Genomic DNA, 23,849 nt, shown 5'->3' on the forward strand with positions numbered 1-23,849 from the left:
GGCCGCGGCCGGCGGCCGCTGCGGCATGGGCGCCGGATCAGCGTCGGGGCGGGGCGGCTCGGTCCGCGGCATCGCTGTCCTCCCTCCGGACGGAATGGCGGCGGCGGATCCGGCGCTCCTCGAGGGCGAAGCGCCACGCGCCGCCGGCCACCAGCAGGGCCAGCGCGAACCAGGTCAGCGCGTAGCCCAGGTGGTTGTCTCGGAACCGTACCACCGTCAGCCCGCCGCGGGGCCAGGGCGCGCCGCCGGTCACCCGCGCCGCGCTTTCCCGGTCGGCGTCGAGGAACCAGGGCGCCACGTCCTCCAGGCCCAACGCCGAGGCGATGGCCTCCACGTCACGGGAGTACCAGCGGCCGCCGGCCGGGTCGTTGCGGCGCAGGAAGCCGCCACCCGGCTCGGACAGGCGCAGCAGGCCGGTGACTTCGGCCCGGCCTCCGGCGGGCGGGGCGGTCCAGGACTCGGGCACCAGGCCGAGGTTGACCAGGACCACGCTGCCGTCGGCGCGGCGCAGCGGCCGCAGCAGCCAGAAGCCGGAGCCGGCCTCGGTGACCGCCATCACCCGTACGTCGGGCACGGGCAGCCAGGTACCGCGGACGGTGACGCGGCGGTATTCGTGGTCGCGGGGGGAGGACGCCGCCCAGGCGGCGGCGTCGGGGGCGGGCGCGGGCGCGGCGTGGATCCGCGCCTCGACCCGCGCGATCAGGTCGTGCTTCCAAGCCATGCGCTGCAACTGCCAGATGCCCAGCGCCAGGAACAGCAGGAAGCCGGAAAGGAAGGCGGCGGCCAGCAGCACGAGCGCCAGCGGCCCGCGGGGGGCGCGTGCGTCCGTGCCGGCGGCCGCCGTGCCGGTCATGGCAGGTTGCGCGCCTCGTGCGGCGTCATGGTGGGCATCATGTTGGTGTTCATGTGGTACATGACCCACAGCGAACCGGCCAGCACGATCACCACCAGCACCGTGGTGAAGATCAACGCCAGCAGGTTCCAGCCGCCCTCGGAGCGGGCGTTCATGTGCAGGAAGTACACCATGTGCACCACGATCTGCACGGCGCCGAGGCCGAGGATGACCAGGGCGGTCAGCCCCGGGTCCTCGATGACCTTGCCCATCACCAGCCAGAACGGGATGGCGGTGAGGATCACCGACAGGACGAAGCCGATGACGTAGTCGCGCAGGGTGCCGTGGGGGCCCTCGTCGTGGCCGTGGTCGCCGTGCCCGTCGTGGGCCGGGTGGTGGGTGGCGTGGGGATCGGTGGGCAGGCTCATCACAGCGTTCCCATCAGGTAGACGAAGGTGAAGACGCCGATCCAGACGACGTCCAGGAAGTGCCAGAACATGGACAGGCACATCAGGCGGCGGCGGTTGGCCTCGTGCAGGCCGTAGCGCTGCACCTGCACCATCAGCACCACCAGCCAGATGATGCCGAAGGCCACGTGCAGGCCATGGGTGCCCACCAGGGCGAAGAACGAGGACAGGAAGGCGCTGCGCTGCGGGCCCGCGCCCTGGTGGACCAGGTGGGCGAACTCGTACAGCTCCAGGCCCAGGAAGCCCAGGCCGAACAGGCCGGTGATGGCCAGCCAGGCCAGCACGCCCGCCGGGCGGCGGGCCTGCATGGACAGCATGGCGAAGCCGTAGGTGATGGACGACAGCAGCAGCATCGCCGTGTTCACCGCCACCAGCGGCAGGTCGAACAGCTCCGCGCCGGTGGGGCCGGCGGCGTAGCTGCGGCCCAGCACGCCGTAGACGGCGAACAGGCAGGCGAAGACCAGGCAGTCGCTCATCAGGTACAGCCAGAACCCGAGCAGGGTCCCGTTCTGCGGATGGTGCCGGCCGGACAGGTCGAAGAACTGCGGTGGCTGGCCGGGCGCCGCGTTGGCGGCGGTTGCGATGGCGTCAGACATTGGCGTTCAGCAGTCGGGTGCGTGCTTCCTCGGTCGCGGCCACGGTCTCGGCCGGGATGTAGTAGTCACGCTTGTAGTTGAAGGAGTGCACGATCGCGGCGATCACGATGGCGGCGAAAGAGCCGATCGCCAGCCACCACATGTGCCAGACCAGGGCGAAGCCGCACACCGTGCTCAGGCCGGCCAGGACCACGCCCGCCGCGGTGTTCTTCGGCATGTGGATCGGCATGAAGCCGGAGGTCGGGCGCTGGTAGCCGCGCTGCTTCATGTCCCACCAGGCGTCGTTGTCGTACACGACCGGGGTGAAGGCGAAGTTGTACTCCGGCGGCGGCGAGGAGGTGGACCACTCCAGGCTGCGGGCGTTCCACGGGTCGCCGGTGGTGTCGCGCAGCTGGTCGCGCTTGCGGTAGCTGACGTACAGGCAGATCAGGAACGAGGCGATGCCGATGGCGATCAGGAAGGCGCCGAAGGCGGCGATCTGGAACCAGATCTGCAACGACGGGTCGGTGAAGTGGCTCATGCGGCGGGTCACGCCCATCAGGCCCAGCACGTAGAGCGGGGTGAAGGCGAACCAGTAGCCGGCCAGCCAGAACCAGAACGACATCTTGCCCCAGAACGGATCCAGCTTGTAGCCGAAGGCCTTGGGGAACCAGAAGGTCATGCCGGCGAACAGGCCGAACACCACGCCGCCGATGATCACGTTGTGGAAGTGCGCGATCAGGAACAGGCTGTTGTGCAGCACGAAGTCGGCCGGGGGCACGGCCAGCAGCACGCCGCTCATGCCGCCGACGACGAAGGTGACCATGAAGCCGACCACCCACAGCATCGGCACCTCGTAGCGGATGCGGCCGCGGTACATGGTGAACAGCCAGTTGAAGATCTTCGCACCCGTCGGGATCGAGATGATCATCGTCGTGATGCCGAAGAACGAGTTCACGCTGGCGCCCGCGCCCATGGTGAAGAAGTGGTGCAGCCACACCAGGTACGAGAGCAGGGTGATCACCACCGTGGCGTACACCATCGAGGTGTAGCCGAACAGGCGCTTGCCGGTGAAGGCGGGCACGATTTCCGAGAACACGCCGAAGATCGGCAGGATCAGGATGTAGACCTCGGGGTGGCCCCAGATCCAGATCAGGTTCACGTACATCATGGGGTTGCCGCCCAGGTCGTTCGTGAAGAAGTTGGTCCCCACGTAACGGTCCAGGGTCAGCAGCGCCAGGACGGCGGTCAGCACCGGGAAGCTGACCACGATCAGCACGTTGGTGCACAGCGCGGTCCAGGTGAACACCGGCATCTTCATCAGGGTCATGCCCGGCGCGCGCATCTTGACGATGGTCACGATCAGGTTGACGCCCGACAACAGGGTGCCGACGCCGGCGATCTGCAGCGCCCAGATGTAGTAGTCCATGCCGACGTCGGGGCTGTAGTCGATGCCCGACAGCGGCGGGTAGGCCAGCCAGCCGGTCTTGGCGAACTCGCCGACGAACAGCGAGACCATCACCAGCGCAGCACCGGAGGCCGTCATCCAGAAGCTGAAGTTGTTCAGGAACGGGAAGGCGACGTCGCGGGCGCCGATCTGCAGCGGCACCAGGTAGTTCATCAGACCTGTGACCAGCGGCATGGCCACGAAGAAGATCATGATCACACCGTGCGCGGTGAAGATCTGATCGTAGTGGTGCGGTGGCAGGTAGCCGAGGTTGTCGCCGAAGGCGATGGCCTGCTGCAGGCGCATCATGATGGCATCGGCGAAGCCGCGCAGCAGCATCACCAGGCCCAGCACCATGTACATGATGCCGATCTTCTTGTGGTCGATGCTGGTGAACCAGTCGCGCCACAGGGTGCCCCACAGCTTGTAGCGCGTGATCAGCGCCAGCAGGGCGATGCCGCCGATCATCACGCCGATGAAGGTGGCGACGACGATGGGTTCGTGGAGGGGGAGTGCATCCCAGCCCAGGCGCCCGAGGATAGGGTGCGTCTGGACCGCTTGGGTAGCGTGTTCGGGGGTCATGGTTTCACGTCTTCCGGCGGGCGCCGCCCGGGGCGGCGCCGGCCATTAGGGAGCGGAACGGGAAAGCTGGCCGGCCAGGCCGGCGGTGGGCGGATCGCCGGCGGCGCACATGGCCGACTGCACGTACGGGCGGCCGCGCAGGTCGCCGCGCTGGCGGGCCTCCAGGCCCTCCATGCGGGTGCGGCCCGGACCCTTGCCGGCGTCGATGGCCATCATCTCGTGCAGGCACATCCGGCGCGGGTCCACGCAGCGGTTGAGGATGGCATCGTACAGGCCCGCCTCGACGCTGGCGTAGTGGCGCACCGGCTCGCGCTCGGAGGGCTTCTCCAGCTCCAGGTAGCCGTCGCGGCCCAGGACCTGGCCGCTGCCGCGGACCTGATCCACCCAGGCGTCGAAGCCGGCCTCGTCCAGGGCGTGGAAGCGGAAACGCATGCCGGAGAAGCCGGCGCCGCTGTAGTTCGAGGAGAAGCCCTCGTACTCGCCCGGGGTGCTGATGACCGCGTTCAGCTCCGTCTGCATGCCCGGCATGGTGTAGATCATGCCGGCCAGGGCCGGGACGTAGAACGCGTTCATCACCGTGGAGGAGGTCAGCTTGAAGCGGATCGGCCGGTCGACCGGCGCGGCCAGCTCGTTGACCGTGGCGATGTTCTGCTCCGGATAGATGAACAGCCACTTCCAGTCGAGCGAGACCACCTCGACCTCCAGCGGCTCCACGCCCTCGGGGACCGGCTTGCCGGGGGCGATGCGCTCCAGCGGCCGGTACGGGTCCAGGGTGTGGGTGGTGATCCAGGTGATCGAGCCCAGGGCGATGATGATCATCAGGGGCGCGGCCCAGATGACCAGCTCCAGCCGGGTCGAGTGGTCCCAGTCCGGCTTGTAGGTGGCCCTGGTGTTGCTGGCCCGGTAGCGCCAGGCGAAGAACAGCGTCAGCGCGATGACCGGCACGATGATGATCAGCATCAGGAGCGTGCTGATGATGATCAGGTCACCCTGCTGGCGGGCCACATCGCCCGGGGCGTTGAGCAGGATCGGGTTGCAGCCGGCCAAGGGCAAAGCCAGTCCGGCCGCCATGGGCAGGCGACTCAGGAAGCGTAGTGGGGGCATGGTTGTGGGGAAGGCAGGAATCTGCGCGCGAAACTTTACCGCGAAACGCGTCCGCGCGCGATTGGACGTTTTGTCCCAGCGTCGCCTCTGGCATGCGCGCGCGATTGGTGCGAGGCTGTAAGCGCCGGGACCAGATCCCGGCGCGGCCAGCAGTCCGGCCAGGACCATCCCACTCAACATTGTAGTGAAGACGATGTCCTCGATCACCGCGACCAGCTCCACCGTCACCATCCACGGCCGGGACGACCGGCCCCATTCCGAGGTAGCCCCGGGCGAGATCGCCGTGGGCGTGGTCATCGGCCGGGCCTCGGAGTACTTCGACTTCTTCGTCTACGGCATCGCTTCGGCGCTGGTGTTCCCGCGGGTGTTCTTCCCGTTCGCCGAGCCGCTGCAGGCCACCCTGTACTCGTTCGCGATCTTCGCCCTGGCCTTCGTGGCCCGGCCGCTGGGCACGGTGCTGTCCATGTGGATCCAGCGCCGCTGGGGACGGGGCACCAAGCTGACCTGCGCCCTGTTCCTGCTGGGCACGGCCACCGCCGGCATCGCCTTCCTGCCGGGCCACGCCCGCCTGGGCATGGCCGCGGTGGCGCTGCTGGCACTGTTCCGCACCCTGCAGGGCGTGGCCCTGGGCGGCTCCTGGGACGGCCTGCCGTCGCTGCTGGCGCTCAACACGCCCAAGCACCGGCGCGGCTGGTACGCCATGCTGGGCCAGCTGGGCGCGCCGGTCGGCTTCATCGTGGCCGCGGCGCTGTTCGCCTACCTCTACTCCAGCCTGTCGGACGCGGACTTCTACGCCTGGGGCTGGCGCTATCCGTTCTTCGCCGCCATGGCCATCAACGTGGTGGCGCTGTTCGCCCGCCTGCGCCTGGTGGTGACCCACGAGTACGAGCAGGAGATGGGGCGGCAGCAGCTGGAGCCGGTGCCGGTGGCCGAGCTGCTGCGGGAGAAGGGCGTGCACGTGGTCATCGGCGCGTTCGCGGCGCTGGCCAGCTACGCCATGTTCCACATCGTCACCATCTTCCCGATCTCCTGGATCCTGCTGTACTCCGACCAGCCAATCGCGGACTTCCTGGTGGTGCAGGTCGGCGGCGGCTTCCTGGCCATCGCCGGCGTGCTGGCCTCCGGTGTGATCGCCGACCGCTTCGGCCGGGTGCCGACCCTGGGCGCGCTGGCGCTGGCCATCGCCGTGTTCAGCGGCTTCGCGCCGGCCCTGCTGGGCAGCGACGCGCTGGCCAGGAACGTGTACATCCTGGTCGGCTTCCTGCTGCTGGGCCTGTCCTACGGCCAGGCCTCCGGCGCGCTGACCCGCAACTTCGGCCCCCGCTACCGCTACACCGGTGCGGCGCTGACCTCGGACCTGGCCTGGCTGATCGGCGCGGCCTTCGCGCCACTGGTGGCACTGGGCCTGTGCGCCAGCTTCGGCCTGGGCTTCGTCGGCCTGTACCTGCTGTCCGGCGCGGTCTCCACGCTGGTGGCGCTGCTGGTCCACGGCTGGATGAAGCGGCGCGACGCGGCGGCGGGCTGAAGCCGCCGCCGGGCCGGCGGGGCTGTCCGTGCGGCGCGCGGGGCGGCAGAATGGCCGCCCCGTGCAGGGGGCAGTGCGATGAGCGAGAACATCCCCAACGCATCCGTTCCCGAGGACGAGGCCGAACTGCGCCGGCTGCGCTGGCGTTGCCGGCGCGGCATGCGCGAGCTGGACCAGCTGTGCGAGCGCTGGCTGGTGCACGGCCACCCGACGGCTTCCGAGGAGGAGCGCAGGGTTTTCCTACGCCTGCTCGATTGCGAGGACGATAGGCTCTGGCGCTGGTTCATGGGCTACGAGGCCTGTCCGGATGCCGAGCTCGACGCGCTCATCGCGCGCATCCGCGCGCTTCCGACGTGAGTGGCGGCCCTCGCGCCTGCTGCACGCGGGCCTGCTGGCGTTGACCGTGCTGGCGTCGCTGGCGGTGCTCGGCTCCGGCCTGCCGCGGCCGTGGGCCTGGCCGCTGGCCCTGGTGGCGCTGGCCTGGGGCGCCGCGGTCGCGTGGCGGTACGCGCGCGCGCCGGTGCGGCGGCTGGTGCTGCATGCGGACGGCGGCGAGCTGGACGGTCGGCCGCTGCGCGACTGGGCCGTGGCCTGGCGCGGGCCGCTGGCCTTCCTCCGCCTGCACGGCCAGGACGGCCGGATCCTGCGCCTGGCCTGGTGGCCGGACACGCTGCCGCCGCCGGCGCGGCGTGAACTGCGGCTGGCCGCGCTGGCGCGCGCCGCTTCGCGCGGCGGGGCGGCGGTGGCACCATAGCGCGGTTGCCGGACGCGCCGGCAAGGGATCTGCGCGACGCATGTTCAAACCCGTCCCCGCGGCCATCGGCCTGCGCTACCTGCGTGCCAAGCGCCGCAACGGCTTCATTTCCTTCATCTCGCTGGCCTCGATCATCGGCATCGCCCTGGGCGTGACCGTGCTGATCACGACCATGGCGGTGATGAGCGGCTTCCAGAAGGAGATCCGCGACCGCCTGCTGCAGTTCGCCGCCCACGCCACCGTGGTGGCCGACGGCGAGCCCATGCGCGACTGGCCGCTGGCGCTGGAGACGGCGGCACGCGACCCGCGCGTGGCAGGCGCCGCGCCCTACGTGGAGACCGAGGCGCTGCTGTCCGGCCTGCGCCGGCAGCCGGCGCTGGTGCGCGGTGTGGTGCCGGAGCTGGAGGACCAGGTCTCGGTGCTGGCGCGGAAGATGAAGCGCGGCTCGGCCGACTCGCTGGAGGAGGGCTCGTTCAACATGCTGCTGGGCCAGGAGCTGGCCCTGTGGCTGGGCGTGGACGTGGGCGACACCGTGCTGGTGATGCTGCCCGAGTTCCAGGGTTCGCCGATGGGCGCGGTGCCGCGGATCAAGCGCTTCACCGTCAGCGGCGTGTTCGAGGCCGGCTACAACGAGATCGACCGCGGCCTGGCGGTGGCGCACATGGCCGACCTGCAGCGCGTGCTGCGCGTGGACGGCGCCACCGGCGTGCGCCTGAAGCTGCACGACATGAACGAGGCGGCCACCGTGGCGCACGAGCTGGCCCTGCGCCTGCCGGGCTTCTACCGGGTCAGCGACTGGACCCGCGAGAACGCCAACCTCTACCAGTCCCTGCGCATGGAAAAGACGGTGATGGGCATCCTGCTGTCGCTGATCATCCTGATGGGCGCCTTCACCCTGGTGAACTCGCAGGTGATGCTGGTGACCGACAAGCAGGCCGACATCGCCATCCTGCGCACCCTGGGCCTGACCCCGGCGGGCGTGATGCAGGTGTTCATGGTCCAGGGCACGCTGATCGGCGTGATCGGCACCGTGCTCGGCTTCATCGGCGGGGTGACGCTGACCCGCAACCTGGAGCGCATCCTCGACGCCATCGAGGCGCTGTTCGACGTGACCCTGCTGCCGGAGGACGTGTACTACATCACCGGCCTGCCGACCGACATGCAGACCGGCGACGTGGTCACCACCCTGGTCGTGGCGCTGGCGATGAGCTTCCTGGCCACGCTGTACCCGGCCTGGCGCGCGGCGCGCACGCAGCCGGCGGAGGCGCTGCGCTATGAGTAGGGAGCACGCGATGGTGGAGGAGGCGATCCGCGCCGAGGGCCTGGGCAAGACCTACGCCGAGGGCAAGCTGCGCACGGACGTGTTCCACGGCCTGGACCTGCGCGTGGCCGCGGGCGAGACCGTGGCCATCGTCGGCGCCTCCGGCGCGGGCAAGAGCACGCTGCTGCACCTGCTCGGCGGCCTGGACGTGCCCACCGAGGGCGAGGTGTACGTGGCCGGGCAGAAGATGTCGGCGCTGTCGGACGCCGAACGCGGCCGGCTGCGCAACCGCGCGCTGGGCTTCGTCTACCAGTTCCACCACCTGCTGCCGGAGTTCACCGCGCTGGAGAACGTGATGATGCCGGTGCTGCTGTCCGGCGGCGCGGTGGAGGAGGCCGCGCGGCGCGCCACCGCGCTGCTGGAGGCGGTCGGCCTGGGCCACCGCCTGGCGCACAAGCCCGGCGAGCTGTCCGGCGGCGAGCGCCAGCGCGCCGCGGTGGCGCGCGCCCTGGTCAACCGCCCGGCCTGCGTCCTGGGCGACGAGCCCACCGGCAACCTCGACGAGCGCACCGCCGCGCACGTGTTCGAGCTGATGCTGGAGCTCAACCGCGCCCAGCGCACCAGCCTGGTCCTGGTCACCCACGCCCGCCGCCTGGCGCGGCGCCTGGACCGGGTGCTGGAGCTGCACGAAGGCCGCCTGCACGAGCTGGCCCCCTCGTCGCTGGGCGGGTGAGCCGGCCGCCGCGCAGGCGGAACCTTCCTACAGGCGGGCGCCGACCGCGCCGATGGCCCGCGCCGCGCAGACCGCCAGCATGGGCGCATGCGCCGATCCGCGAACGTTCCGCACGGTCCAGGTGGCGGTCGGGCCGGTCCCTGGCCCGCGTTCGGCCTGGCCTGCGCCGCCGCGCTGCTGGGCGGGGTGGTGGCGTGCCTGTTCCTGCCGGCGCTGGCGCCGGCGCCGCTGCGCTGGTCCGCGCTGGCCGCGGGCCTGCTCCTGTGGGCCCGGCCCGGACGCTGGCGGCCGCTGGGTGCACTGCTGGCCGGCTTCGGCTGGGCGGCGCTGCACACCGGCTGGGCGCTGCAGGCGCAGTGGCCGCCGCCGCGGGACGGGCAGGAGGTGCAGGTGCGCGGCCGGGTGGTGGGGCTGCCGGAGCACGAAGCGCGCCGCACCCGCTTCCTGCTGCGGGTGGACCGCGACGCGCCGGAGCCGCTGCGCGGGCGCCTGCTGCAGCTGGCCTGGTACGACGATTTCGGTGCCCGGGAGCCCGGGGCGCGCCTGGCCCTGCGGCCGGGCGCGCGCTGGAGCTTCCAGGCGCGCCTTCGCACCCCGCGTGGGCTGGCCAATCCGGGCGGGTTCGACACCGGGCGCCACGCGCTGGCCCAGCGCATCGCCGCCACCGGCTACGTGCGCGCGCCGGCGCTGGCGCGGCAGCTGGCGCCGCCGGCCGGGATCGACGCCTGGCGCGGACGCCTGGCCGGACGCATCGACCGGGCGGTGGCCTCGCCGTCGGCGCGCTTCGTGCGGGCACTGGCGCTGGGCGACACGCGCGGACTGGACGATGCCGACTGGGCGGCGCTGCGCGCGGCCGGGCTCCCCCACCTGATCGCGATCTCCGGCGTCCACGTGGGCCTGGTCGCCGGCTTCGCCGCCGGGCTGGCGATGGCGCTGTGGTGGCTGCTGCCCGGGCTGGGCCGGCACCTGCCGCGGCCGCAGGCGGCGGCGCTGGCGGCGGTGCGCGGCGCGGCCGGCTACGCCGCGGTGGCCGGGTTCGCCCTGCCGACCGTGCGCACGGTGCTGATGATCGCCGCCGCGGCGCTGGCGCGCTCGCTGCGGCGGCCGGTCGGCGCCTGGCCGGCGTTGGCGCTGGCGCTGCTGGCGCTCCGGCGGGCCGCCCCGCTGGGGGGGCGGCGGGCCGGGTTCGGGCTCAGCTTCGCGGGCGGGGCCGGGCTGGTGGGGTGCCTGCCGGGGGGCGGGCACCGCCACTGGCTGCGCGATTTCCTCGCCGCGCAGGGCGTGGCCACCCTGGGCCTGCTGCCGCTGGGCGCGGTGCTGTTCCTGCAGGCCTCGCTGGCCGGGCCGCTGGCCAACCTGCTGGCGATCCCGTGGTGGAGCCTGGTGGTGGTGCCGCTGGCCCTGCTCGGCACCGGCCTGGAGGCGCTGCGCGCGGGCGCCGGCGAATGGGCCTGGCGGCTGGCGGCCTGGTGCTTCGATCCGAGCTGGCGCCTGTTCACGTGGATGGCGGACAGCCCCCTGGCCCTGGCCTGGCTGCCGGAGGCGCGTGCCTGGGCGCTGCCGCTGGCCGTGCTGGGCGCGTTCTGGCTGCTGCTGCCGCGCGGGGTGCCAGGCCGGCCGCTGGCGGCGCTGCTGTGGCTGCCGCTGCTGTGTCCGCCGCGCGAGCTGCCCGGGCCGGGCGGGGTGGAGCTGCATGTGTTCGACGTGGGGCAGGGACTGGCGGTGCTGGTGCGCACCGCCGGCCATGCCCTGCTGTACGACGCCGGTCCGGCGGTGCGCGACGGCTGGGATGCCGGCGAGCGGGTGGTGGTGCCGGCGCTGCGGGCGCTGGGCGTGGCGCGCCTGGACCTGGGCGTGGCCAGCCATGGCGACCAGGACCATGCCGGCGGCTGGCCGGCAGTGCGGCAGGCGCTGCCGGTGGCCCGGCTGCTGGCGCCGGCCGGCGCGCCGGTGGCGGCGGATGCGCCCTGCCTGGCCGGCACGGCCTGGACCTGGGACGGGGTCGAGTTCCGCTTCCTGCATCCGCCACGGCACTTCCCGTACCTGCGCAACGAGGCCTCCTGCGTGCTGCGCATACACACGCGCCACGGCACGGTGCTGCTGGCCGGCGACGTGGGCGAGGTGGTGGAGCAGCGCCTGTTGCGGGAGGCGGCGCTGCTGCGCGCGGATGTGGTGGTCGTGCCGCACCACGGCAGCCGTGGCTCGTCCTCGCCGGGCTTCGTCGCCGCCACCGGGGCGCGGCTGGCGCTGGTGGCGGCCGGCCACGGCAACCGTTTCGGCCATCCGCACGCGGACGTGGTGCGGCGCTGGCGCCACCACGGCGCCGAGGTGCTGGCCACGCCCGGCTCCGGCGCCATCCGGGTGTGGCTGGACGGGGAGGGCCTGGCGGTGCGCGAACGCCGCCAGTGGCGCCCGCGCCTGTGGGACCGGCCGGCGCCGCTGCCGCCGTGACGCGCCGCCGGGCGCGCGGCCACGCCGCGGCGCACGCGCGGAACGTGCGTGCGCCGCATTCCGGCGCCCCGGGGTGGCGCCGGAACGGCCTTGCCTTCATCCTTACGCATCCCTGCAATGCGGCCGTGCGGCCGGAGGTGAGACACGTGTGGGAACTGGTCAAGGCGGGTGGATGGCCGATGGTGCCCCTGCTGCTGCTGGGCGTGGCGGCGCTGGCGATCATCCTGGAACGGTTGTGGACCCTGCGCCGCGCGGAGGTGATGCCCCCGCGCCTGGGCGAGGAGGTGCGCAACTGGGCCGCGCGTGGCCCGCTGGACCCGGCCCACATCGAGTCGCTGCGGCGCAACTCGCCGCTGGGTGAGCTGCTGGCCGCGGCGCTGGACGTGCGCCACCGTCCGCGCGAGGTGATCCGCGAGCGCCTGGAGGACACCGGCCGCCACCTGGTGTTCCGCATGGAGCGCTACCTGAGCGCGCTGGGCACCATCGCCTCGGCCGGCCCGCTGCTGGGCCTGCTGGGCACGGTGATCGGCATGATCCAGATGTTCCTGGGCATCCTCGACCACGGCCTGGGCGACGTGAACCAGCTGGCCGGCGGCATCGGCAAGGCGCTGGTGTGCACCGCCACGGGCATGATCGTGGCCGTGCCCTCGCTGGTGTTCCACCGCTTCTTCCGCAGCCGCATCGCCGGCTACGTCATCGAGATGGAGGCGCAGGCCACCGCGCTGCTGGACGCGCTGGATGCCCGGGCGGCGGCCCCGGGGGCGGTGCCGGCGGCCCGGCCCGCGCCCGCGCGCCCGGCGGCGACCACACGTTCCTGAGGCGGCCATGCGCATCCGCGACCAGCGCGCCTACGACGAGCCGGCGATCGACCTGGTGCCACTGATCGACGTGGTGCTGGTGCTGATCATCTTCTTCGTGATCACCACCACCTTCGACGTGCGCTCGACCCTGCAGCTGCAGCTGCCCACCGCCTCGCCGCAGCAGCCGGCCCCGCCGCAGACCCTCAACATCCTGGTCAACGCCGACGGGCGCTACTTCGTCGGCGACCGCGAGGTGCTGCGCACCGATGTGGAGGCGGTCAAGCAGGCCATCGCCGAGGCTGCCGGCGGCGACCGCGAGCTGCCGGTGCTGCTGCGCGCCGACGCGCGCACCCCGTACCAGGCGGTGGTCACCGTCCAGGACGCGCTGGCCCAGCTGGGCTTCCGCCGCATCGCCATCGCCACCGCCCCGGAGCCGCAGCCTTGAGTCGTACCCCCCGGCAACCGGTCTGGCCGATCTACCGCCGCCTGCTCGGCTACACCCGCAGGTACTGGCCGTTCCTGGGCGCGGCCCTGGTCGGCATGTCGGTGGAGGCCATCGCCGGCGCCAGCTTCGTGCGGCTGATGGAGCCGCTGACCAACAACTTCGTCCAGCCCACCGCCGAGGACGCGGTGTTCCTGCCGCTGGCCATCGTCGGCCTGTTCGTGCTGCGCAGCCTGGCCACCTTCGTCACCGACTACGGCATGGCCCGCACCGGCCGCAGCGTGGTGCGCGACCTGCGCGAGCAGGTGCTGGCCAAGTACCTGCGCCTGCCGTCGGCGCACTTCGACGCCGAGTCCACGCCGGTGATGGTCAGCCGCCTGAACTTCGACACCGAGCAGGTGACCCAGGCCAGTGCCGAGGCGCTGAAGACCCTGGTCACCGACAGCCTGACCATCGCCTACCTGCTGGGCCTGATGGTCTGGGCCAGCGTCAAGGTGACCCTGGCCATGCTGCTGATCACCCCGCTGATCGGCGTGATCGTCTGGTACGTGGGCAAGCGCTACCGCCGCATCAGCGGCGGCATCCAGGACGGCATGGGCCGCATGGCGGCCAGCGCCGAGCAGTCGCTGGCCGCGCAGCAGGACGTGAAGATCCACGGCGCGCAGAGCCTGGAGACCGACCGCTACGCCAGCCTGGCCAACCGCATCCTCGGCCTGAACATGAAGGTGGAGAGCACCCGCGCCGGCGCCTCGGCCATGGTCCAGCTGCTGGCGGCGCTGGCGCTGGCGGCGATCGTGTGGGTGGCCGCGCGCGAGGCCCTGCAGGGCCGCCTGGACGCCGGCCAGTTCGTCATGCTGATGACGGCGATGATGGCCATCATCCCCTCGCTGCGGCGCGTGACCAGCGTGCAGACCGCGATCTCGCGCGGCGTGGCGGCGGCCGAGCGCCTGTTCGCCATCCTCGACAGCGAGGAGGAGGCCGACACCGGCACCCGTCCGCTGGCGCGCGCACGCGGCGAACTGGCCTTCGAGCATGTCAGCCTGCGCTACCGCGACCAGCCGGGCTATGCCCTGCAGGACATCAGCTTCGTGGCCCGCCCGGGCACGGTGACGGCCATCGTCGGCCGCTCCGGCTCGGGCAAGACCAGCCTGGTGCGGCTGGTGCCGCGCTTCTACGAGCCGACCTCCGGCCGCATCACCCTGGACGGGGTGCCGCTGAGCGAGTACCGCATGGCCGACCTGCGCCGGCAGATCGCACTGGTCGGGCAGAAGGTGATGCTGTTCGACGACACCGTGGCGGCCAACATCGCCTACGGCACGGAGGCCGACCGCGGGGCCATCCGCGCCGCGGCCGAGGCGGCCAACGCCTGGGAGTTCATCGAGCGCATGCCGCAGGGCCTGGACACGGTGATCGGCGAGAACGGCGCGCTGCTGTCCGGCGGCCAGCGCCAGCGCCTGGCCATCGCCCGCGCGATCCTGCGCGACGCGCCGATCCTGATCCTGGACGAGGCCACCGCGGCGCTGGACAACGAGTCCGAGCGGCTGGTGCAGGACGCGCTGCAGCGGCTCATGCCCGAGCGCACCACGCTGGTGATCGCCCACCGCCTGTCCACCATCGAACACGCCGACCAGGTGCTGGTGTTGGACCAGGGCCGCCTGGTCGAGCAGGGTACCCACGCCGAGCTGCTGGCCGCCGGTGGCCTGTACGCGCACCTGCACAGCCTGCAGTTCCGCGAGCGCAACTCCGGATAGCCGAGGACTGCCATGAGCCAGGGAGCTCCCGACACGCCGGCCTGGTGGTACGGCGATGCCCGGCCGCCGCTGCCGGCGCGCGTGCTGGCGCCGCTGTATGCCGCCGCGGTGGACCTGCGCCGGTGGATGTACCGCTCCGGCTGGCTGCGCAGCCGGGAGGTGGACGCGCCGGTGGTGGTGGTGGGCAATCTCGCCGCCGGCGGCGCCGGCAAGACGCCGCTGGCCATCGCCCTGGTCGAACGGCTCAAGCGCGCCGGCTGGCGGCCCGGCGTGGCCAGCCGCGGCTACGGCCGCGGCGACCGGCGTCCGCGCTGGGTGCTGCCGGACACGCCGCCGCAGGAGGGTGGTGACGAGCCGGTGCTGATCGCCCGCCGCACCGCGGTGCCGGTGCGCGTGGACCGCGACCGCGTGGCCGCCGCGCGCGCCCTGGCCGGGGCCGGCTGCGACATCGTGGTCTGCGACGACGGCCTGCAGCACTATCGGCTGGCGCGCGACCTGGAGATCGAGGTGGTGGACGGCGTGCGCCGCTACGGCAACGGCCGCATGATCCCGGCCGGCCCGCTGCGCGAGCCGGTCGAGCGCGGCCGCTGCTGCGACTTCCGCGTGGTCAACCTCGGCCACGGCACGGGCGAGGGCACCGGCTTCGGCGAGTGGCCCATGCGCCTGCTGTCCAGCCAGGCCCTGCCGCTGGCCGGCGGGCGGCCGCTGCCGCTTTCGTCCTTTGCCGGCCGGCGCGTGCACGCGGTGGCCGGCATCGGCCACCCGCAGCGCTTCTTCGACGCGCTGCGCGCGCACGGCGTGGCGGTGGTGCCGCACGCCTTCCCGGACCACCATGCCTACCGCCCGGAGGACCTGGACTTCGGCAACGACCTGCCGGTCCTGATGACCGAGAAGGACGCGGTCAAGTGCGCCGCCTTCGCCGACGCGCGCTGCTACACCGTGCCGGTGGAGGCCGAATTGCCGGCCGCGTTCTGGGTGGCCCTGCTGGCGCGCCTGGGACCGGCGCCGAAGCACCCGTAGGCGCGCCGCGCCGGCAGAAGCGGCAGGCCGGCGCGCCGTGGCCGCCGGCGGCGTCCCTACAATGGCCCGTCACCTGGAGAACACGCATGCCGCAACCGGATTTCGTCGTCGCCATCCCGGCGCGCTATGCCGCCAGCCGCCTGCCGGGTAAGCCGCTGCGGCCACTGGGCGGACAGCCGCTGGTCCTGCACGTGGCCCGGCGCGCCCTGGCCGCGGGCGCGCGCGAGGTGTGGCTGGCCACCGACGACGGGCGCGTGGCCGCGGCGGTGCAGGGCGTGGCCGGCGTGCGCGTGGCCATGACCTCGCCGGACCACGCTTCCGGCACCGACCGCCTGGCCGAGTGTTCGACCATCGCCGGCTGGGATGACGACACCCTGGTGGTGAACCTGCAGGGCGACGAACCCTTCGCCCCGGCCAGCGGTATCCGCCAGGTGGCCCGGACCCTGGCCGGGAGCGGCGCGCCCATGGCCACCCTGGCCGAGCCGGTGGCCGACGCGGCCATGCTGTTCGATCCCAACACGGTCAAGCTGGTGCGCGCGGCCAATGGCGACGCCCTGTACTTCAGCCGCGCGCCGCTGCCCTGGCCGCGCGACGCCTTCGCCCGCGACCGCACCGTCCTGCCGCCGGGCGGGCACTGGCTGCGCCACATCGGCATCTACGCCTACCGCGCCGGGTTCCTGCGCGCCTTCGCGGCGATGCCGCCGGGCACCCTGGAGCGGATCGAGTCGCTGGAGCAGCTGCGCGTGCTCGAGGCCGGCCACCGCATCGCCGTGGCCCTGGCCCCGGAGCCGTTCCCGCCGGGCGTGGACACGCCCGAGGACCTGGAGAAGGCCGAGGCGCGCCTGCGTGCGGAGGGCGCGGCATGACCCGGCTGCTGGTGGTGTGCCTGGGCAACATCTGCCGCTCGCCGCTGGCCGAGGGTGCGCTGCGCGCGCGCATCGCCGCCTCGCCGCTGGCCGGGCGCGTGGAGGTGGACTCGGCCGGCACCGGCGGCTGGCATGCCGGCGAGCCGCCCGACCGCCGTGCCATCGCCTGCGCCCGCCGCCACGGCGTGGACATCTCCGGCCTGCGCGCCCGCCAGATCCGTCCGCGCGACTTCCACGACTTCGACTGGCTGCTGTGCGCCGATGCCTCCAACCTGCGCGACGTGCTGCGCCTGGCCCCACCGGCGGCCCGCGACCGGGTGGCCCTGCTGCTGGACTGGGCCGGGGTGGCGCCGGGCGGGCAGGTGCCGGATCCGTACTACGGCGGCGAGGACCAGTTCGAGGAAGTTTGGCGGATGGTCGATGCGGCCGCACGGGCGGCCGTGGAGCGTCTGGCGCGGACGCTGGCGTCCGGCATAATCGGGGCATGAGCGCCGTCCCGATCCAGGAGCTTCCCGCCGGCCTGGCCTGGCTGAACGCCCCGCAGGGCTCGCTGCACGACCTGCGCGGCCGGCCCGTGGTGCTGGCCTTCGTCAACGCCGCCTCGGCCTGGTGCGTGCAGCGCCTGGACGAACTGGCGCAGTGGCTGTACCGCAATCCGGGGCGGGTTCAGGTCCTGGTGGTGCAGGTGCCGCGCTTCGACAGCGAGCGCCAGCCGCAGCGTGCCATCAAGCTGCTGCGCCGCCAGGGCGTGCGCTTCCCGGTGCTGCTGGACGCCGACTGGGCGGCCTGGCAGCGCTACGGCATCACCGCCTGGCCGACCCTGATGCTGGTGGACGCCGAGGGCCGCGCGCGCGAGCGCATCGTCGGCCTGGGCGGCGACCTGGATCGCGCCCTGCTGGCCCTGTGCGAGGGCCTGCCGCCGCCGCTGGAGGAGGACCTGCAGCTGGCGCCGGAGCTCATGCCGGAGCCGCAGCTGCCGCTGAGCTTCCCCTCGGCGGTGGCGGCCAGCGCCGACCGCCTGTACGTGGCCGACACCGGCCACCACCGCATCCTCGAGTGCAACCACGCCGGCCGCGTCCTGCGCCAGTTCGGCCTGGGCACGGCCGACCTGATCGACGGCACCGCCGACCTGAGCGCGTTCAACCGGCCGCAGGGCCTGGCGCTGGAGCGCGAGTTCCTCTACGTGGCCGACACCGGCAACCACGCCGTGCGCCGCATCGCCCTGCGCACCGGCCAGGTGGACACCCTGTGCGGCAACGGCCGCGCCGGCGACCCGGTGGAGGGACAGGTGGCCGCCGCCACCGGCTGCCCGCTGCACCATCCGCTGGGCCTGGCCGTGGCCGGCAACCAGCTGTACATCGCCTGCGGCGGCGACCACCGCATCTGGGGCTACGACCTGGGCCGCAACGAGCTGCACCTGCGCGCCGGCACCGGCGAGCTGGGCCTGCGCGACGGCAACGTGCGCCTGGCCGCGTTCGCCCAGCCCACCGCGCTGGCCGCGGTCCAGCACATGCTCTACGTGTGCGACGCGCTGTCCTCGGCGGTGCGCTCGGTGCAGTTGCGCACCGAAGTCGTCCAGACCCTGGTGGGGCAGGGGCCGTGGGAGTTCGGCGACGCCGACGGGCCGCGCGGCACCGCGCGCCTGCAGCATCCACTGGGCATCGCCATGAGCGCCGATGCGCCGCTGCTGTGGATCGCCGACAGCGGCAACGGCACCCTGCGTACGCTGCGTCTGGGCGGCGGCGAGCTGGCCACCGTGGAGCTGCCGCGGCGCCTGCACGGCCCGGCCGGCCTGGCCGTGGCCGGCGGCGCGGTGTGGATCGCCGAGGCCGATGCCCACGGCATCCTCCGTTACGACATCGCCAGCGGGGAACTGGGCGACGTGCCGGTCGGCGAATGATGGCCGCGGCGGCACCACAATTCGACGGCAAGGCGTTCGCCGCCGGGCTGAGCACCGCGCCGGGCGTGTACCGCATGTACGCGGCCGACGGCAGCCTGCTGTACGTGGGCAAGGCCGGGGCGCTCAAGCGCCGCGTGGCCAGCTACTTCAACAACACGCCCAAGTCGCCGCGCACCCTGGCCATGCTGGCGCAGGTGGCGCGCATGGAGGTCACGGTCACCCGCACCGAGGCCGAGGCGCTGCTGCTGGAGAACCAGCTGATCAAGTCGCTGTCGCCGCGCTACAACGTGATGCTGCGCGACGACAAGAGCTATCCGTACGTGCTGCTCACCCAGGAGACCTGGCCGCGCCTGGCCTTCCACCGCGGCCCACGCTCGGTGCCCGGGCGCTATTTCGGCCCGTACCCGAGTGCCGGCGCGGTGCGCGAGACGCTCAACCTGATGCACAAGCTGTTCCGCCTGCGCAGCTGCGAGGACAGCGTGTTCCGCAACCGCAGCCGGCCGTGCCTGCAGTACCAGATCGGCCGCTGCAGCGGCCCGTGCGTGGGCCTGGTGCCGCAGGAGGAGTACGCCGAGGCGGTGCGCCGCGCGGCGATGTTCCTGGACGGGCGCAGCGACGAGCTGGGCCAGGAGCTGGCCGCGGCGATGGAGGCGGCGGCGCAACGCCTGGAGTTCGAGGAGGCCGCTCGCCTGCGCGACCTGCTGGCCAGCCTGCGCGGCATGCAGGCGCGCCAGTACGTGGACGGCCACGCCGCCAACCTGGACGCGATCGCCTGCGCCATGGAGGGCAGCCACGCCTGTGTGCTGCTGCTGGCCTTCCGCGACGGGCGCAACCTGGGCACGCGCGCCTTCTTCCCGCGCACCAACGGCGAGGACAGCGCCGGCGAGGTGCTGGCCGCATTCGTCTCGCAGTACTACGCCGAGCAGGTGCCGCCGCCGGAGATCATCCTCGACCAGCCGATCCCGGATGCGGCCATGATCGAGATGGCCCTGTCGGAGGCCGCCGGGCGCAAGGTGGCGCTGAAGACCAGCGTGCGGGGCGAGCGTGCCGGCTACCTGGACCTGGCACGGCGCAACGCGCAGATGGCCCTGGCCACCGAGCTGGCCAGCCGCAGCGCGCAGCAGGCGCGGGTGGAGGCGCTGCGCGAGCTGCTGGGCCTGGCCGAGCCGCCGGCACGGATCGAGTGCTTCGACATCAGCCACACCCTGGGCGAGGCCACGGTGGCTTCGTGCGTGGTGTTCGACGCCGCTGGCCCGGTACGCAACCAGTACCGGCGCTACAACATCACCGGGATCCAGCCCGGCGACGACTACGCGGCCATGCGCCAGGCGATCGAGCGCCGCTTCCGGCGCGCCCTGGAGGCCGGCGCCGAGGGTGCCAACGCGGTGCTGCCGGACGTGCTGCTGATCGACGGCGGCGCGGGCCAGCTGGCCCAGGCCCGCGAGGCCCTGGCCGACCTGGGCGTGGAGGGGGTGCTGCTGGTGGGCGTGTCCAAGGGCGAGCAGCGCCGCCCCGGCGACGAGACCCTGGTCCTGCCCGACGGCCGCGAGCTGCACCCGGGCGCGGCCTCCCCGGCGCTGCAGTTCATCCAGCAGGTGCGCGACGAGGCGCACCGTTTCGCCATCACCGGCCACCGCGCCAAGCGGCAGAAGGCGCGCACCAGCAGCCGGCTGGAGGACATCCCGGGCATCGGCCCGCGCCGCCGCGCCGCGCTGCTGCGCCATTTCGGCGGCCTGGCCGGCCTGAAGGCCGCCGGCGAGGAGGAGATCGCGCGGGTGGAGGGCATCAACGCCGCCCTCGCGGCGCGCATCTACGCTAACCTGCATGGGCTCGAGCCACCCCCAGGGCCGACGGACCCGCAAGACCGATGAAGTTGACCTTTCCCACTTGGCTGACCCTGGCCCGGATCGTGATGATCCCGGTGCTGGTGCTGGTCTTCTACCTGCCGTACCGCTGGACCAACTTCGCCGCCGCCGGCGTGTTCATCCTGGCCGCGGTGACCGACTGGCTGGATGGCTGGTGGGCGCGCCGCTACCAGCAGCACTCGGCCTTCGGTGCCTTCTTGGACCCGGTGGCCGACAAGATGATGGTCGCCGTGGCCCTGTTCCTGATCGTGCAGGGCCATCCCACGCCGTGGATGGCGTTCTGGGCGGCGGTGATCGTCGGCCGCGAGATCGCGGTTTCGGCACTGCGCGAATGGATGGCCGAGATCGGCCAGCGCGCCACGGTGAAGGTGGCCATGATCGGCAAGATCAAGACCACCGCGCAGATGGTCGCGCTGGCCTGCCTGCTGTATTCGGTCAGCCCCAACCGCGCGCCCACCGGCATCTGGCTGGGCGAGTTCGTCTTCCACGTCGGCGACTGGCTGCTGGCCATCGCCGCGCTGCTGACCCTGTGGTCCGGCGGCCAGTACCTGTACGCGGCCTGGCCGGCGCTGCGCGCCGACGAGGCCGCCGCCGCATCGCGCACGGCCGGCGCGCGCAAGGCGGGGAAGGAGTGAGCCGCGGGTGTTGACAGGCACGTGAAGACCCTTAGAATACGCGTCTCCCAAGCGGGAATAGCTCAGTTGGTAGAGCGCAACCTTGCCAAGGTTGAGGTCGCGAGTTCGAGCCTCGTTTCCCGCTCCAATTTCCTCGTGTTCCCGGTGGCGTGAAGGCGCTAGGCGGGAACCGGAACAAGACCCCGGCGACGGGGTTTTGTTTTGTCGGGCCCCAAGGCGCTAGACTGCCGGGGGTACGGAACCGACGGCCTGGTGGCAGAGTGGTTATGCAGCGGACTGCAAATCCGCGTACGCCGGTTCAATTCCGACCCAGGCCTCCAAAACCGGAAAGCCCCTGCCGCGAGGCAGGGGCTTTTTTCATGCGCTGGCGCTGCCTCACGGGAACCGCGCCGGCGTGCCGTAGTGCGTGCGCTTGTGCTGCCCCTCCACCGACAGGCCGTTGGCACAGGCGGGCCGGGTTTCGCCGTCGGCGTCCGCGAAGGGTGGGGCCAGGTTCTCGCAGGTGACCACGCGCCAGCGGGCGGGGCTCCAGAAGGCCGTCGCGTTGACCGTGGGCGTGTACAGGGTCCGGGTGCCGGGCCGGACGCCACGCAGGCAGTACCCGTCGCCCGGCGCGGGGCCGGGGCGGTACCAGCACGTGCCCGGATGGTCCCCGGCCACTGCATCGTCCGGCGCACAGTACGCGTAGCTGCCGCCGATCGGCGGCCTGGTGCAGTCGGCGGCGGCCGTGCACGGCTCGGCGCCGTGGGCCGGCTGGCCGACAAGGCAGGCACCCCCCTGGGGGCCTTCGGGCGGGACCGGTCCCTGCACCGAGAACGGGCCGCGGATCCAGACCGGCGGCGGGGCCGGTTCGGGCAGGCCCGGTGCGACCGCGCCCGGCGGATCCGGTTGCGGTGGTTCGGCGCCCCCGGCCACGGCCGGCAGCAGCGCGGCCACGAGCACGGTGGCGAAACGGGCGGAACGGGCCATGGCGGCCTCCCTGCGGCAGGCTGTGCGCCGGCACCATCGCCGGCACGGCGGCGAGGATCGTTGGCGCCGGTTTACGCCAGTGTCCCGATCGGGTCAACAGCGGCCGCTGCCACTGCCGCGGCCGTGGGGCGGGCACGTATTCACAAGCGCCACGGGTGCCGGCATAATTGCGCGCCCACGCGGTGTCCGGCGTGGGCGCCGCTGTCCCCAGGGGGCGCGGGACAGGGTGGCGGAGCTGCTGCAAAGCGCGGGAAGAACCGCTACAATGGACACCCCAAGCGGGAATAGCTCAGTTGGTAGAGCGCAACCTTGCCAAGGTTGAGGTCGCGAGTTCGAGCCTCGTTTCCCGCTCCAGTTTCCCGGCCCGCCGGCATCGGCGGGGCCACGACAGAACCCCGGCGACGGGGTTCTGTTTTGCCCGGCGACCGCCGCGGCAGACGCGGAAAGGGCCCGCTCCGGCGGGCCCTTTGCCGTTTCCGCGCCAGGCTCAGCGCGGCGGTGCGGGGGCGGTGGAATGGCGGATCTGCAGCTGGTAGGGCACGCGCACGACCTGCGCGCTGCCGCCGCTGATGGCGGCGATCAGCTGCTGGGCGGCGATGCGGCCCATCTCGCGGCTGGGCTGGCGCACCGTGCTCAGGCTCGGCCACACCCGGCGCGACATCGGCGTGTCGTCGAAACCGAACACCGACAGCTGCTCGGGCACGCGCAGGCCGCGGGCGGCGGCCTCGTACAGCACGCCGCAGGCGGTGTCGTCGTTGGCGCCGAAGATCGCGGTGGGCGGATCGTCCAGGTCCAGCAGCCGGCGCGCGCCGGCGATGCCGGATTCGAACGAGAACTCGCCCTCGACCACCAGCTCCGGGTCCGGCTCGATCCCGGCGCGGCGCAGCCCGTCCAGGTAGCCGGCCAGGCGCCAGGCGCGGCCCCCGTGGCTGCGGTGGCCGGTGATGTGGCCGATGCGGCGGTGCCCCAGGGCGATGACGTGGGCCATCATGTCCGCCACCGCGGCGCGTTCGTCCAGGGTCACGCCGATGCCGCTGCTGTCGCGCTTGGCCGAGATGGTGGCGTAGCGCACGCCCAGCTCGCGCAGGCGGCGCAGCAGCGGGGCGTCGTCGGTCAGCGGTGGGGTCAGCACCAGGCCGTCGGGCCGGTACTGCATGACCAGCGATTCCACCGCCTCGACGTGGCCCCGCCGGCCGAAATCCACCGGGCGCAGGGTCAGGCCGTAGTGGGCCTGCTCGCAGGCCGCCAGCACGCCCTCGATGATCTCCATCACGTAGTTGGAGGAGGGGTTGTCGTACAGCAGCGAGATCAGGTACGAGCGGTGCCCGGCCAGGCTGCGTGCGGACGGGTTGGGCCGGTAGCGGAGGCGGCGCGCCGCCTCCTCGACCTTGAGGCGGGTTTCCTCGCGTACGTTCGGCTCGCGGTTGAACACGCGCGAGACGGTTTTCATCGACACGCCCGCGGCGGCGGCGACATCCTCGATCCTGGCGCGCATGGTGCTCCACGTGGATGCCCGGCACGGGCGGGCGTGCGGATTCTAGCAACGGCGCGCAGCGGCGCGCCGGCTGGTGCCCGGGGCGGGGCTCGAACCCGCATGGCCTCGCGGCCGGGGGATTTTAAGTCCCCTGTGTCTGCCAGTTTCACCACCCGGGCGCGTGGCGGTGCGCGCATTGTGCCACCGGCGGCGGGCGCCCGGGCAGACGGTCGGTCTACTTCGGACGCCGAACGCCGCCATGACCTTGTTGCGCACCTGGACCCGCAACGCGAACGACCCGTCTCTTATACCCATCTGCAGGGTGCGACGACTAGAGAGGTGTCGAACTCGAGGGACGCGGCGTTATCACTAAAACAAAACTACCACGACCAACAA

Annotated in this window: 21 protein-coding genes, 4 tRNA genes and 1 pseudogene; 18 read left to right on the plus strand and 8 right to left on the minus strand. The window is 72.7% G+C overall.

Going from position 1 to position 23,849, the window contains the following annotated elements:
• Window positions 1–37: 37 nt before the first annotated feature.
• The 5 genes from CR938_RS09950 to cyoA form a co-directional block, all read right to left on the minus strand.
• Window positions 38–853 carry an SURF1 family protein gene (locus tag CR938_RS09950; protein WP_162124865.1) on the minus strand — a complete coding sequence of 272 codons (816 nt, stop codon included), beginning with the start codon at window positions 851–853 and terminating at the stop codon, window positions 38–40.
• On the minus strand, window positions 850–1,260 hold the full coding sequence (cyoD, locus tag CR938_RS09955) for a cytochrome o ubiquinol oxidase subunit IV (RefSeq protein WP_162124866.1): 411 nt from the start codon (window positions 1,258–1,260) through the stop codon (window positions 850–852). Before cyoD ends, CR938_RS09950 begins: the two co-directional genes overlap by 4 nt.
• The gene (cyoC, locus tag CR938_RS09960) at window positions 1,260–1,895 is read right to left on the minus strand and encodes a cytochrome o ubiquinol oxidase subunit III (RefSeq protein WP_162124867.1); all 636 of its coding nucleotides are present in this window, start codon (window positions 1,893–1,895) and stop codon (window positions 1,260–1,262) included. The genes cyoD and cyoC overlap by 1 nt, the downstream gene beginning before the upstream one ends.
• Window positions 1,888–3,861 (minus strand): cytochrome o ubiquinol oxidase subunit I, encoded by a 1,974-nt coding sequence (cyoB, locus tag CR938_RS09965; protein ID WP_211365217.1) that lies wholly within the window; start codon window positions 3,859–3,861, stop codon window positions 1,888–1,890. The genes cyoC and cyoB overlap by 8 nt, the downstream gene beginning before the upstream one ends.
• Window positions 3,862–3,948: 87 nt before the next feature.
• Window positions 3,949–5,007 (minus strand): ubiquinol oxidase subunit II, encoded by a 1,059-nt coding sequence (cyoA, locus tag CR938_RS09970; RefSeq protein WP_162124869.1) that lies wholly within the window; start codon window positions 5,005–5,007, stop codon window positions 3,949–3,951.
• A gap of 193 nt (window positions 5,008–5,200) precedes the next feature.
• Between cyoA and CR938_RS09975 the strand changes: the two genes are divergently transcribed.
• The 17 genes and pseudogenes from CR938_RS09975 to CR938_RS10055 all read left to right on the plus strand — a co-directional run bounded on the left by CR938_RS09975 (window position 5,201) and on the right by CR938_RS10055 (window position 21,330).
• Window positions 5,201–6,532, plus strand: coding sequence for an MFS transporter (locus tag CR938_RS09975; protein ID WP_162124885.1), 1,332 nt, complete (start codon window positions 5,201–5,203; stop codon window positions 6,530–6,532).
• Between the two features lie 78 nt (window positions 6,533–6,610).
• Window positions 6,611–6,889 carry an FAD assembly factor SdhE gene (locus CR938_RS09980; protein WP_162124870.1) on the plus strand — a complete coding sequence of 93 codons (279 nt, stop codon included), beginning with the start codon at window positions 6,611–6,613 and terminating at the stop codon, window positions 6,887–6,889.
• 46 nt (window positions 6,890–6,935) lie between these two features.
• Window positions 6,936–7,286: a hypothetical protein gene (locus CR938_RS09985; protein ID WP_162124871.1), complete on the plus strand. Its 351-nt coding sequence runs from the start codon at window positions 6,936–6,938 to the stop codon at window positions 7,284–7,286.
• Window positions 7,287–7,326: 40 nt separating this feature from the next.
• The gene (locus tag CR938_RS09990; RefSeq protein WP_162124872.1) at window positions 7,327–8,568 is read left to right on the plus strand and encodes a lipoprotein-releasing ABC transporter permease subunit; all 1,242 of its coding nucleotides are present in this window, start codon (window positions 7,327–7,329) and stop codon (window positions 8,566–8,568) included.
• On the plus strand, window positions 8,561–9,280 hold the full coding sequence (lolD, locus tag CR938_RS09995; RefSeq protein ID WP_162124873.1) for a lipoprotein-releasing ABC transporter ATP-binding protein LolD: 720 nt from the start codon (window positions 8,561–8,563) through the stop codon (window positions 9,278–9,280). Before CR938_RS09990 ends, lolD begins: the two co-directional genes overlap by 8 nt.
• An 87-nt stretch (window positions 9,281–9,367) precedes the next feature.
• A pseudogene (locus tag CR938_RS10000) lies at window positions 9,368–11,984 on the plus strand (DNA internalization-related competence protein ComEC/Rec2); the annotation flags it as partial.
• A complete protein-coding gene (locus CR938_RS10005; RefSeq protein ID WP_211365216.1) occupies window positions 11,878–12,549 on the plus strand; it encodes a MotA/TolQ/ExbB proton channel family protein in 672 nt (223 codons plus the stop codon). The pseudogene CR938_RS10000 and the gene CR938_RS10005, both read left to right, overlap by 107 nt.
• Before the next feature lie 7 nt (window positions 12,550–12,556).
• A complete protein-coding gene (locus CR938_RS10010) occupies window positions 12,557–12,976 on the plus strand; it encodes an ExbD/TolR family protein (RefSeq protein ID WP_162124875.1) in 420 nt (139 codons plus the stop codon).
• Complete coding sequence (gene msbA / locus CR938_RS10015) at window positions 12,973–14,724, plus strand: lipid A export permease/ATP-binding protein MsbA (RefSeq protein WP_162124876.1); 1,752 nt, start codon at window positions 12,973–12,975, stop codon at window positions 14,722–14,724. The genes CR938_RS10010 and msbA overlap by 4 nt, the downstream gene beginning before the upstream one ends.
• A 12-nt stretch (window positions 14,725–14,736) precedes the next feature.
• Window positions 14,737–15,744: a tetraacyldisaccharide 4'-kinase gene (gene lpxK / locus CR938_RS10020; RefSeq protein WP_162124877.1), complete on the plus strand. Its 1,008-nt coding sequence runs from the start codon at window positions 14,737–14,739 to the stop codon at window positions 15,742–15,744.
• Window positions 15,745–15,830: 86 nt separating this feature from the next.
• Window positions 15,831–16,610, plus strand: a complete 780-nt coding sequence (kdsB, locus tag CR938_RS10025) for a 3-deoxy-manno-octulosonate cytidylyltransferase (protein WP_162124878.1) — start codon at window positions 15,831–15,833, stop codon at window positions 16,608–16,610.
• Window positions 16,607–17,098 (plus strand): low molecular weight protein-tyrosine-phosphatase, encoded by a 492-nt coding sequence (locus CR938_RS10030; RefSeq protein ID WP_162124879.1) that lies wholly within the window; start codon window positions 16,607–16,609, stop codon window positions 17,096–17,098. Before kdsB ends, CR938_RS10030 begins: the two co-directional genes overlap by 4 nt.
• Entirely contained in the window at window positions 17,095–18,510 is a 1,416-nt protein-coding gene (locus tag CR938_RS10035) for a redoxin domain-containing protein (RefSeq protein WP_162124880.1), read from the plus strand. The genes CR938_RS10030 and CR938_RS10035 overlap by 4 nt, the downstream gene beginning before the upstream one ends.
• Window positions 18,507–20,381 (plus strand): excinuclease ABC subunit UvrC, encoded by a 1,875-nt coding sequence (gene uvrC, locus CR938_RS10040; RefSeq protein ID WP_162124881.1) that lies wholly within the window; start codon window positions 18,507–18,509, stop codon window positions 20,379–20,381. Before CR938_RS10035 ends, uvrC begins: the two co-directional genes overlap by 4 nt.
• Window positions 20,378–21,010: a CDP-diacylglycerol--glycerol-3-phosphate 3-phosphatidyltransferase gene (pgsA, locus tag CR938_RS10045; protein ID WP_162124882.1), complete on the plus strand. Its 633-nt coding sequence runs from the start codon at window positions 20,378–20,380 to the stop codon at window positions 21,008–21,010. The genes uvrC and pgsA overlap by 4 nt, the downstream gene beginning before the upstream one ends.
• 51 nt (window positions 21,011–21,061) lie before the next feature.
• Window positions 21,062–21,137 (plus strand) — tRNA-Gly (locus CR938_RS10050).
• A 119-nt stretch (window positions 21,138–21,256) separates the two neighbouring features.
• Window positions 21,257–21,330, plus strand: a tRNA-Cys gene (locus tag CR938_RS10055).
• Window positions 21,331–21,385: 55 nt separating this feature from the next.
• Here CR938_RS10055 and CR938_RS10060 read toward each other — a convergent pair.
• Complete coding sequence (locus tag CR938_RS10060; protein ID WP_162124883.1) at window positions 21,386–21,979, minus strand: hypothetical protein; 594 nt, start codon at window positions 21,977–21,979, stop codon at window positions 21,386–21,388.
• 278 nt (window positions 21,980–22,257) lie between these two features.
• Here CR938_RS10060 and CR938_RS10065 point away from each other — a divergent pair.
• Window positions 22,258–22,333, plus strand: a tRNA-Gly gene (locus tag CR938_RS10065).
• A 133-nt stretch (window positions 22,334–22,466) separates the two neighbouring features.
• On the opposite strand, the gene CR938_RS10070 is transcribed toward CR938_RS10065, so the two are convergent.
• Window positions 22,467–23,474, minus strand: a complete 1,008-nt coding sequence (locus CR938_RS10070) for a LacI family DNA-binding transcriptional regulator (RefSeq protein ID WP_162124884.1) — start codon at window positions 23,472–23,474, stop codon at window positions 22,467–22,469.
• Between the two features lie 71 nt (window positions 23,475–23,545).
• Window positions 23,546–23,632 (minus strand) — tRNA-Leu (locus tag CR938_RS10075).
• Window positions 23,633–23,849: the final 217 nt, after the last annotated feature.

The sequence above is a fragment of the Pseudoxanthomonas taiwanensis genome, assembly GCF_010093135.1.
In the GTDB taxonomy this organism is placed as follows: domain Bacteria; phylum Pseudomonadota; class Gammaproteobacteria; order Xanthomonadales; family Xanthomonadaceae; genus Pseudoxanthomonas; species Pseudoxanthomonas taiwanensis.